The organism is Facklamia sp. P13064 (assembly GCF_050409425.1).
Lineage (GTDB): Bacteria > Bacillota > Bacilli > Lactobacillales > Aerococcaceae > Facklamia.
This window is the reverse complement of the sequence record NZ_JBNUPM010000002.1, coordinates 112,823-124,544: the sequence shown is the minus strand read 5'-3', so window position 1 is coordinate 124,544 and position 11,722 is coordinate 112,823. Positions and strand designations below refer to the sequence as shown.

Here is an 11,722-nt window from a genome sequence, read left to right as displayed (position 1 = left end):
AAAGACAACCCCTTTATTTGAGATTAACTCACAAAGGGTTTGTCTTCAGTCTGAATCAAGTCAAGACTTCTTGACTTGATTTTTGGTCGGTTTTTAGTTATTTCTGATTTCATCTTCTTTAACTGAAGTTAGGCGATCAATTTCCTTAGTCGCATTATCAGTTATTTGCTGAATATCCTTTTCATAACGTTTTAATTCATCTTCAGTAATTTCACTATCTTTTTCAAGTCGCTTAGCTTCATCCATTGCATCTCGACGAATATTTCTTACTGAAACTTTTGCATTTTCTTGTTCTTTACCGATTACTTTAACTAATTCTTCTCGTCTTTCTTTAGTCAATGCAGGTATCACAAGACGAATAACTTCACCGTCATTTGTAGGTGTAATTCCCACATCACTCATCATGATTGCACGCTCAATATCTTGAAGCGAACTCTTATCATAAGGTGAAATTACTAACATTCTTGCTTCAGGTGTATTAATTGAAGCTAACTGGTTTAATGCCGTAGGTGTTCCATAGTATTCAACCATGACACGGTCTAAAATACTAGCATTAGCAACTCCAGCGCGAATAGTTCCTAATTCACGTTGAAAAGCTTCAATTGATTTTTGCATTCGGCTTTCAGTATTTTTTAATATATTATCAGCAGCCATTTTCTTCCTCCTATATGATCCATAGTTATTTTATTATACCATATTTAAGCATTGTAAGAAAAGTTAGAACTAATCATGATTATTTCCAACAGTTGTTCCAATATTTTCACCAAGAATGACACGTTTAATATTCCCAGGTTCGTTTAAGTTAAAGACAACTAATGGAATGTTGTTATCCATAGACAAGGAAGAAGCCGTAGAATCCATTACTTTTAAGCCTTTAGAGATAACATCCAAGTGGGTTAAATTTTCATATTTAGTAGCTGTTTCATCCGTCTTTGGATCTGCACTGTAAACACCATCCACATTGTTTTTAGCCATCAGAATAACGTCTGCTTCAATTTCAGCCGCTCTCAAAGCAGCAGTGGTATCTGTTGTGAAATAAGGGTTACCAGTACCACCAGCGAAAATAACTACTCGACCCTTTTGAAGATGACGAATCGCACGTCTGCGAATATAAGGCTCAGCTACAGCACGCATTTCAATAGATGTTTGAACTCTTGAAGGGACATCCAGATTTTCTAATGCATCTTGCAAGGATAAAGCATTCATTACAGTTGCTAACATACCCATATAATCTGCTTGTGCCCGGTCCATTCCCATTTCAGCACCAATCGATCCACGCCAAATATTTCCGCCCCCTACAACAATAGCTATTTCAATGCCTAATTGATAAACTTCTTTAAGTTGTTGGGTAATTGAACGGACTGTCGCAGGGTCAATGCCAAATCCATTTTCACCTGCTAAAGCCTCTCCACTCAGTTTTAGAATTGCTCTTTGATATTTTGTTTTAACCATTATTCTCACCCTTCTTTTCCTTTAAAAAGACCCCAGCAAAAACTGGGGTCTCTATTAAATGTTGTAAATTACTTGCCCATTTGAGCGGCTACTTCTTCAGCAAAGTTATCTTTACGTTTTTCAATTCCTTCTCCAACTTCAAAACGTACATACTCAGTAACTTTACCCCCTTTAGCACCAACATAATCTGCAACTTTTTGATCGCCATCTTTAACGAAAGCTTGCTCGTTCAATACGATTTCGCCGTAGAACTTATTCATACGACCTTCAACAATCTTGTCGACAATCTTTTCAGGCTTGCCTTCGTTTAATGTTAGCTCGCGTTGAACAGTTTTTTCGCGTTCAATTACTTCAGCATCTACATCTTCACGATTTAGGTATTTAGGGTTGATTGCAGCAACATGCATCGCAACGTCTTTAGCTACATCTTCATCTTTAGAATCTGCAACGACAGTTAAAACACCAATCCGTCCTCCTTGATGAGAATATTCACCGAAGACATCATTATCCCCTTTATTTAAAAGGGCAAAGCGACGGAAAGAAAGTTTTTCACCAATTACAATAGTTGATTCTGTAATTAATTCTGCGATTGTTTGTCCATTAACTTCCAAGGCATTGGCTGCTTCCATATCAGCTGGTTTACCTTCAGCAACAGCTTTTACAATATCATTAACTAATGTAATGAACTTGTCATTTTTTGAAACAAAGTCTGTTTCAGAGTTTACTTCAACTAATGCAGCAGTATTTCCATCAATATAGCTTGCAGTTAAACCTTCTGCAGCGATACGGTCTGCTTTCTTAGCAGCCTTTGCAAGTCCTTTTTCACGTAATAAGTCGACTGCTTTGTCCATATCTCCATCAACTTCAACTAAGGCTTTCTTAGCATCCATCATTCCAACACCAGTCATATCACGTAATTCTTTTACTTGTTTTGCAGTTACTTTTGCCATCTATAAAATCCTCCTTGGAAATATCATTCAATAATGTGCTACCTTAATTATTATATCAAAATTATTCAGCTTGCTAAAGCCTAATGTATGTATTTTCATAAAAAAGCTGTCTAAAGATGCTTGGCAACTTTTGACAGCTTTTCTTAATTTATTTATTCAGCTTCAGTCGCTGGAGAGCTTTCAGCTTCTTCTGATTCTGTATTTTCTTCCTTGTTGTCAAATAAGTTATCAAAGAATTGGCTATCCCCTTGCTCATCAGTGTCCACGTCAATTTGACCTTGATTTGCTTCAATTGTTGCTTCTGCCATAGAGCTTGTAATTAATTTAATGGCACGAATGGCATCATCGTTTGCTGGAATAACATAGTCAATCTCATCAGGGTCACAGTTAGTGTCCACCATCGCAACAATTGGAATATTTAATTTACGAGCCTCTTGAACCGCGATACGCTCTTTGCGTGGGTCTACGATAAAGATCACGTCAGGTATTCTTGGCATATCTTTGATACCACCTAAGAATTTTTCTAATCGATCCCACTCTTTACGTAATTCACCGACCTCTTTTTTAGGAAGCACATCGAAAGTTCCATCTACTTCCATTTGCTCTAAAGCTTTTAGACGACGAATACGTCCTTGGATGGTATCCCAGTTTGTTAATAAGCCACCTAACCAACGGTGGTTAATGTAGTACTGACCTGCTCTTTCAGCTTGTTCTTCAATTGCTTGCTGAGCTTGCTTTTTAGTGCCTACGAACAAAGCAACGCCACCATCAGCAACTGCATCTCGCATGAAATTATATGCTTCATCTACCAACTTAACCGTTTTTTGTAAGTCGATGATGTAAATACCGTTACGTTCTGTAAAGATGTAACGTTTCATTTTAGGATTCCAGCGACGTGTTTGGTGTCCAAAGTGCACACCAGCTTCTAACAATTGTTTCATTGAAATAACTGCCATATTATAAACTCCTTTTGGTTTTGTATTTTCCTCCGCTAGTTTCATTTAGCTATTAGACTCATGAGAGCACCCTAGTAACTATCCACTAACGTGTGAATTGTGCCTAAGCACTCTTATAAATATAAGCTATTCGATCAAAAAATGCAAATGAATTTTTGCTTTTAAACTATTTTAATTCAACTTCACTTTTTTCACTCATACATTTGCTTTATAACGCTCCATTCGGCTAAACTAAGAGCTAGGAGGTGTCAGCATGTCATCATTATATACTTATTTAGAGCAATATGGTCAATTAAGCTTTCAAGAGGAACCCTTTAATGAACTAGATGCTGCGATTATCTTAGAACTAACCTACCTCCCTATCGATCGGTTTTTTACCGATTCAATGGATTTTAAAGATGGTTTAACTTTTAAGCATCTAGCTAGACTATACCAACCCTTTAACCAATATTTTCAAGAAACCGATCAAACAATGGCCAATCCTTTTAGGAGTCAACTGATTAAAAAAATCGCAGACTATCGTCGGTTTAAAAATTTAAGAATTAGTGGTTTTTTAAACTCAATAGACTTTAAATTAGAAACTCAGTCAGCCTTTCTATTAGTAGATTTAGGAAACAACTTCCTTTTCGTTTCTTTTCGTGGCACCGATGACATGATAGTAGGTTGGAAGGAGGATATCATCCTCACCTACCAATCATCCATTCCGGCACAAATTATTGCGAGCCAATACCTTGAAAAAGTCATTCAAGCTCATCCAACCAGTCATTTAATATTAGGAGGACATTCTAAAGGAGGCCACTTAGCTCTCTATGCAGCTAGCCAAATGTCTCTTGAAACTATTAGTCAGATTAAAATAATTTACACTTTGGATTCACCTGGCTTTCATACCGTTAACTTGCGTCAAAATAAGATGAAACGTGTGAACCAAAAGCATATCCGTATTATTCCTGAAGATAGTATTATTGGTAACTTGCTTTTCCATGATCAAAAAGCCATTATAATTAAAAGTAAAAAGCGTGGACTGATGCAACATAATCTAGCAAATTGGAAAATTGAAGGGAAACAATTTCAACGAGCGAAACAATTAACAATCACCAGCCAAAGTATCAATCAAATCAATAAAAACTGGATCTTGCGAAACTCTCCCGCCAGACGAAAACGTATTATCTCTGCTCTAATTGACTTAATTGATGCCTGTGAAGCGCAATCGATTAACCAACTCATTAATCAGCCAACCTATTATCTTAACAAAGTTCATTACCGTTTTAGACAATTTGACCCATCCTTGCAAAAGGATTTGCGTGATTTTGCTAAACAGTATATTCAATTTTTTAGAAATGATTTAAGACAATATCATTTAATAAATCTCAATCAATCGATTATCGAAGCGCGAAAGAACTTTAAACAAATGGTAAAAGTATTTTATAATGCCTTTGGCAGCGATAAAAAAAAATCCTATTCTGATAAATAACAGAATAGGATTTTTTTATTTTCTAGACCTAGGCGGTCCTAGAATTTCTGACCATATAATGGCTTCTTTTAACTGATTGGAATGGTTGGTAGAATCCTCTCGAGAGCTTAATCGTTGAACCTGCATTGGTTGACTAAACTCAGCTAACTCTTCCCCTTCAATAATGAATTGTTCCATTTCATAGTCCATATCAGAAAAATCATTAAAATCTTGGGTAACCGTTGAAGATTTAGCGATTAAATCTCCTTTGCTAGGATGCTCTTGAAATTCATTCACAAAATCCTCGTAGTATTTAGCAATTTCTAATAATTTTTCACGGTTAGGGTGATATGCCGACAATTGAATAGCTTTATCTTTAACTGCTTGAGGACCTTGCTCAATCAATTGATTTACTTGTTTTTTTAAATCGTTAGAAAAAGATTGAATATCCTTTCGATATTTTCTTTTTAAACGATCGATTGTTTGAGAATCTACATCAATCTTTCCTTCTTGAATTTTATTAACTTCTGATTCAAATTTTTTCTCTGATTCTTCATCGGTCTCAAAGAAATTATCGAGATTGGGATACTTTTCATGATAAGTAGTTGTTTCTAATTGATCTAAACTTTGAAACATTTTATCCTTAATGGAATCAAAAGAACCATTCTGACGATTCATTTTTTTTATTTTTGAACCGAAATAGTTGATAATAAGTCCCAGAATTATTATTTCAAAAAATCCCATTATAATCACTCATTTTCATTATTATGTGGCGTACCACTTTTTGCAATCGATTCACGCATTTGTGTATCTGATTGAATATTTTCTAAATCATAATAATCCTTAATACCGATACGCCCATTACGGAAGGCTTCAGCAACAGCTAGAGGAACTTGAGATTCCGCTTCAACCACCTTGGCACGCATTTTCTGAACTTCGGCAATATTTTCTTGCTCTTGAGCAACGGCTACTGCACGACGCTCTTCAGCCTTAGCTTGAGCAATCTTCTTATCTGCTTCCGCTTGATCGGTTTGTAATTTAGCTCCAATATTACGTCCGACGTCAACGTCAGCAATATCAATCGAAAGTATTTCAAAAGCAGTTCCTGAGTCTAAACCTTTTCTAAGGATTGTTTGCGAAATGGAATCGGGATTTTCCAATACAATGGAGTGGGTCGAAGCTGAACCTACAGTCGTTACAATACCTTCCCCTACACGGGCAATGATTGTTTCTTCACCCGCACCACCTACTAATCGTTCAATATTAGCACGTACAGTAACTTTAGCTTTGGCTTTAACTTCAATACCATCCATAGCTACACCTGCAATAACCGGTGTTTCAATAACCTTCGGGTTAACTGAAACTTGAACGGCTTCAAAAACATTTCGCCCTGCTAAATCAATAGCGGCAGCTTGTTCGAACTCTAAATCAATATTAGCACGCTGGGCAGCTATCAAGGCATCAACCACTTGGTTAACGTCTCCACCTGCTAAAAAATGAGCTTCTAATTGATCAGTTGTAATCGGTACACCGGCTTTGGTGGCTTTAATTAAGGGATTAACAATATAAGCAGGCTTAACTCTTCTTAAGCGCATCCCTATTAAATCACCTATTGAAACTTTAGCGCCGGAAAAATAAGCAGTTACCCATAAGCCAATTGGAACAAATCTTAAGAACACTGAAATCAAGAAAATCAGTAATAAAATAATAACTACAGTCATCACTATGGGTGACCCTTCATCCAGATAAAAATTATCCATTCATTTCGCTCCTTACATAAATTTTTTTGTCAACAACTTTGACAATTTTAATCGGTTGGTTAGCAGCTATCATCTCTTCTAGACTGTATGCTTCAAAATAATGATCATCGACTTTTATTTTACCAACCGGCCTCAAGCCTCCTACCGTTATTCCTTCTTTACCAACTAAGCTTGCAAGATAAGTATGATCCTTAGTCTCTGAATTGGAATTTGCATCTTTGTTAATTGCTTTATCCAAGATAAAATCGGGACTAAACTGCAAATTGTAACCCATCTTATTAAAAATCAAGAATAAAATGAGAACAATCGCTAAGCTAGCTAATACAATTAGAGTAACAGTCGATAAATCTTGAAACTTTAGCCATAAACCTAAAATAAAAGCGATTAAGCCAACTGATCCTGTTAAACCTAAATCTGGTATATACACCTCAAGAATCAGCAATATGACACCAATCATAAAGATTAAATAGTGCAATATTGCCTGGCCTTCTATCCCAAAAAACATGGCAAAAAGAACAGCTGCAATGGACCATAATAACCAAGTCCAGCGCGTATATAATGATACTACTAAAGCACTAATTGCTAGAAAAAAACTTATAAGCATGAAACCACCTCCTTTAGTTAAATTATATCATGAAATTGCTTTCATTAGTAGCAAAATCATGCGAACTAAAGTCTTATAATTTCATATTTAAATAAAAACTCCTAATTAAGGGTAGGCACTGCACCCCATAAATAGGACAGAATAAAAACACCTTTGTTAGGCTGCTTGTTGGCGTTTTAATTCGATTTTGAGTGGATTTATCTCGCTAAGTTCTTCGAATCCTTTGCCATAAGTCTATTGTTTACCGCCGGCTTGATTGAAGCGCTAGGTTTGACCTTAACGATCCCAAGGCCAGCAAATTTTTACTTGAGACGTGTTCTTAATGTTTCATTCATCTATTATTTGATTATTAGTCCGGCCTTCATTTTTCATTTCAATACATTTCGATTTTGTTTCTGCAGAGTAAGCTAGGTGATTAACCCTAATCAAACACCTCCATTAAATTCATTTCACACGAATTCAACGGAGGTGTTTTTATGTTTGCCTCACTATTTGGGGTCAGTGCCTAAATCAGGGAGGGAGTTTAATAAAATTAATTAAAATCTTGATTTGACTCTTGATTATCATCAGCTACTTGCTTAAAAGAGTCGTATTTAGCAATATGTAATAACTTTTGTCTTTCTTCGTAAGAATAAGTCTCACGCTCTAGGACATCGCGCTTAATTATTTTGTAGATAGCGGAAGCTATCGGAACTCCTAGCAACATACCAGCTACTCCGTATAGTCCCCCGCCAATGGTTACAGCGAATAAAACCCACATACCTGGCAATCCTATCGATCCTCCCACAACTCGTGGATAAATGACATTTCCTTCGAATTGCTGGATGAGAATGATAAAGATAATAAACCATAATGCCTGGGGAACCGATTGCACTGAAATTAATAAGGCACCAATAGCTCCTGAAATATAAGCGCCTAGCATAGGAACCAAAGCAAAGAAACCAGTTAGAGATCCAATCATTCCAGCATAAGGAAATCTAAAGATCCACATACCTACGGTAACTAAAAAACCTAATATGATTGCTTCAATCACAGATCCTGTAAAGAAATGTTTAAAAGAGTCATTCAATGTCGTTAACACATAAAATATTCTGCGTGATACCGGCTTACTAGTATAAGTGGTAACGATTCTTAAAAATTGGTCCATTAGTTTTTCTTTCGATAACAGTAAATAGATAGAGAAAATGAAGGCCAATACTCCATTAATAATAATAGAAGTTAAAGAACCGACCGTAGAGAGGGTGGTATTTACTACTCCAGTGATAAATCGATTTCCCATATCTTGAATACTTTTAAGAATATCAGCCCAATTTATTTCAAAACGGTCTAAGAATTCCATCGATTCTGCTGGTAACATTTTCTCAAGATTGGTAAGTGCTTCTTCTATGCGAGTAATTTGAAAGGGAACAGCTGTAATAAACTCTGTAATTACATTGTAAACTTGTGGTAAGACCAAGCCTAAGACAAATAACAATACTAAAATAATTGTTATAAGAGACAAAAGAATGGCGATCGGGCGTCGGTAGGGTTTAATCCAACTTTTATCTGAGACTTTCTTTAGCAAATCTTCATAACGCACCATTAAAATATTTAAAACATAAGCAATCGCGAGGCCCGAAAGAATCGGTAAAAAAACTTGGCCTAAACGATTAATCCATGAAAAAATCACATCATAATTAAAGATTGCTAAGACTAAACCAGCAATTAAAAAGATGTAGCGAACAACAATTTTATCTAATCTATCAATTTGTTTCAAAAGCATTCCCCTTTCTCATGCATTCTATTCTAGCATCTTTTAGTCCTTTTTACACCATTTAGAAGGTATGTTTTCACTAGTTTAATTGTAAAAAAGGCCCTGATAATCAATCAGGACCCTAACTTATAGTAAAAGATTTAATTAGAAGATTTGGCAATTAATTACCGGATGCTAACCCTTCAAATTGCAAATGATCATTAGCTAAATCCACTTTTACAAGTGAGTTTGGCAGAATATCACCCGCTATAATCGCTTTAGCTAATGGATTTTCCAATTCTTTAGTAATAAAACGTAATAAAGGACGGGCTCCATAAATCGGATCATAACCTTTATCCGCTAGCCAATTGATGGCTTCTGAGGTTAATTGGAGTTCAATTTCTTGATAAGCCAAACGATGACGTAAATCTTTTAAGAATTTCTCTACTACACCTTGTAAATCTGCTCGAGTTAAAGGTTTAAAGAGAACGACATCATCAATTCGGTTGAGAAATTCAGGTTTAAAGTGGTTGCTTAAGGCTTGATTTACTTGTGTTTCTACTTCAGCTAGAATTTCTCCCTTATCACTCACTCCTTCTAATAATAAATGAGAAGCAATATTAGAAGTCATGATTAAAACAGTGTTTTTGAAATCTACAACACGACCTTTAGAATCAGTCAGACGGCCATCATCTAAAACTTGTAAAAGAATATTAAAAACATCTGGGTGAGCTTTTTCAATCTCGTCTAATAAGACAATGGAATATGGACTACGTCTTACAGCTTCTGTTAATTGGCCACCTTCTTCATAACCAATATAACCTGGAGGGGCCCCAACTAAACGAGAAACGGAATGCTTCTCCATGTACTCAGACATATCGATTCGAACCATGTGGTTTTCATCATCGAATAAGACTTCGGCCAAGGACTTGGCTAATTCTGTTTTACCAACACCGGTTGGACCTAGGAAGAGGAAGGAACCAATTGGTTTACGTGGATCTTGCAAACCAGCTCTTGATCTTAGGATGGCTTGTGTTACTTTTTCTACCGCTTCATCTTGCCCCATCACTCTTTGATGAAGCGTTTGATCCAAGTGCATTAACTTGGTTCTTTCTCCTTCAACTAAGCGACTGACTGGAATACCAGTTAATCTTTCAACTACTTTGGCTATTTCAACGTCAGTCACACGTTCTTGAGTTAACCGTTCAGTATCAGACTGTAAAGTTTCTTCTGCTTTAGCCTCTAACTCTTTTAATTCTTGCTCTAAATGCGGAATTTCGCCATGCTGTAAGCGAGCCGCTGCTTCAAGATCATAATTACTCTGAGCTTCTTCTAACTGTCTACGCGCATTATCTAAGGCTTCTCGCTTATCTCTTAAAGCGTTAGAAGCTTCTTTTTCTACTTCCCAACGCATTTTCAGTTGATTGGCTTCTTCTCTTAAATCAGCCAATTCTTCTTGAAGATTTTCTAAACGTTTCTTAGAAGCCTCATCAGATTCTTTTTTCAAGGCAGCCTCTTCAATTTCTAATTGCATTAACCGTCGGTTGACAGCATCCATTTCAGTTGGCATAGAATTCATTTCTACGCGAATAGTAGCAGATGCCTCGTCAACTAAGTCAATTGCCTTATCTGGTAAGAAACGATCGGTAATATATCGATGTGATAAGGTTGCAGCGGCCACTAAGGCATTATCATGGATATTGACCCCATGGTGAATCTCGTAACGTTCCTTTAGACCTCTTAGGATAGAAATAGTATCTTCAACTGTTGGTTCTTGGACTAAAACGCGCTGGAATCGACGTTCTAAGGCCTTATCTTTTTCAATGTTTTCACGATACTCGTCTAAGGTTGTCGCACCAATACAGTGCAATTCTCCCCTTGCTAGCATCGGTTTTAACAAATTACCAGCGTCCATCGATCCTTCTGTCTTACCTGCACCAACAATGGTATGAATCTCATCAATGAAGAGTAAAATTCTCCCTTCGGATTCTTTTACCTCTTTAAGAACGGCTTTTAAACGTTCCTCAAATTCTCCACGATATTTTGCTCCTGCTATTAAGGAGCCCATATCTAAGGAATAAAGTTCCTTATCTTTTAAGTTTTCGGGAACATCTTTGCGAACAATTCGATGGGCCAATCCTTCGATAATGGCTGTTTTACCTACACCTGGCTCACCAATTAGAATCGGATTGTTCTTGGTTTTTCTAGATAAAATTCTGATAACATCACGAATTTCTTCATCACGACCGATTACTGGATCCAGCTTATTATTTTTAACCGCATCATTAAGATTCGTTGCATATTTATCTAGAGACTCATAAGTCTCTTCTTGGTTTTGTGATGTCACACGATCTCCCCCTCTTAATTTCTCAATTCTTTCTCTTAGTAGGGACTCATTAATAGCCTTTTGGTTTAACCATTTGGTCAATGGATTATTTTTTTGCTTATATAAAGCTAGTAGAATCACTTCAGTGGCTAAGTATTCATCCTTATATTTCTTTGCTATTTGACTGGCGTCATTCAATAACTGAGTAAATCTTTGACTAAAGTGTTGGCCATATTGAATATTTTGACCGGCAACTTGAGGTAATTGATCAATTTCTCCTTCAATCACTGCTTGAAAAGCCGACCGATCAACACCTATATCTTCATATAATTTTGCAGCATAATGGTCTGCTTGAATAAATATACGCCATAAATGCGGGATATCAATCTCTTGATGCTGTCTTCTAATAGCAATTTGTTGCGCTTCAGCTATGGCGCTTTGCAAAGTGGTTGTCATTTTTTCTATCATATTCTCACTCCTTAAGGTCAGAAT

General features: G+C 36.4%; 10 protein-coding genes. 1 reads left to right on the top strand and 9 read right to left on the bottom strand.

Going from position 1 to position 11,722, the window contains the following annotated elements; translation table 11 throughout:
• Positions 1-93: 93 nt before the first annotated feature.
• From frr to rpsB, 4 genes are all read right to left on the bottom strand, one after another.
• Positions 94-654, bottom strand: coding sequence for a ribosome recycling factor (gene frr, locus ACQV2S_RS02055; protein WP_428873934.1), 561 nt, complete (start codon positions 652-654; stop codon positions 94-96).
• Positions 655-723: 69 nt separating this feature from the next.
• A complete protein-coding gene (gene pyrH / locus ACQV2S_RS02050; protein ID WP_428873933.1) occupies positions 724-1,452 on the bottom strand; it encodes a UMP kinase in 729 nt (242 codons plus the stop codon).
• Between the two features lie 68 nt (positions 1,453-1,520).
• Positions 1,521-2,402 carry a translation elongation factor Ts gene (tsf, locus tag ACQV2S_RS02045; protein WP_428873932.1) on the bottom strand — a complete coding sequence of 294 codons (882 nt, stop codon included), beginning with the start codon at positions 2,400-2,402 and terminating at the stop codon, positions 1,521-1,523.
• A gap of 152 nt (positions 2,403-2,554) precedes the next feature.
• Complete coding sequence (gene rpsB / locus ACQV2S_RS02040) at positions 2,555-3,358, bottom strand: 30S ribosomal protein S2 (RefSeq protein ID WP_428873931.1); 804 nt, start codon at positions 3,356-3,358, stop codon at positions 2,555-2,557.
• A 253-nt stretch (positions 3,359-3,611) separates the two neighbouring features.
• Between rpsB and ACQV2S_RS02035 the strand changes: the two genes are divergently transcribed.
• A complete protein-coding gene (locus tag ACQV2S_RS02035) occupies positions 3,612-4,829 on the top strand; it encodes an Mbeg1-like protein (RefSeq protein WP_428875440.1) in 1,218 nt (405 codons plus the stop codon).
• Between the two features lie 15 nt (positions 4,830-4,844).
• On the opposite strand, the gene ACQV2S_RS02030 is transcribed toward ACQV2S_RS02035, so the two are convergent.
• The 5 genes from ACQV2S_RS02030 to clpB all read right to left on the bottom strand — a co-directional run bounded on the left by ACQV2S_RS02030 (position 4,845) and on the right by clpB (position 11,698).
• Entirely contained in the window at positions 4,845-5,552 is a 708-nt protein-coding gene (locus ACQV2S_RS02030; protein ID WP_428884933.1) for a hypothetical protein, read from the bottom strand.
• Positions 5,553-5,557: 5 nt separating this feature from the next.
• The gene (floA, locus tag ACQV2S_RS02025; RefSeq protein WP_428873958.1) at positions 5,558-6,529 is read right to left on the bottom strand and encodes a flotillin-like protein FloA; all 972 of its coding nucleotides are present in this window, start codon (positions 6,527-6,529) and stop codon (positions 5,558-5,560) included.
• Between the two features lie 31 nt (positions 6,530-6,560).
• Positions 6,561-7,172, bottom strand: coding sequence for an NfeD family protein (locus tag ACQV2S_RS02020; RefSeq protein ID WP_428875442.1), 612 nt, complete (start codon positions 7,170-7,172; stop codon positions 6,561-6,563).
• A 532-nt stretch (positions 7,173-7,704) separates the two neighbouring features.
• Positions 7,705-8,928, bottom strand: coding sequence for an AI-2E family transporter (locus tag ACQV2S_RS02015; RefSeq protein WP_428873927.1), 1,224 nt, complete (start codon positions 8,926-8,928; stop codon positions 7,705-7,707).
• Between the two features lie 157 nt (positions 8,929-9,085).
• Positions 9,086-11,698 carry an ATP-dependent chaperone ClpB gene (clpB, locus tag ACQV2S_RS02010; RefSeq protein ID WP_428873926.1) on the bottom strand — a complete coding sequence of 871 codons (2,613 nt, stop codon included), beginning with the start codon at positions 11,696-11,698 and terminating at the stop codon, positions 9,086-9,088.
• Positions 11,699-11,722 lie beyond the last annotated feature (24 nt).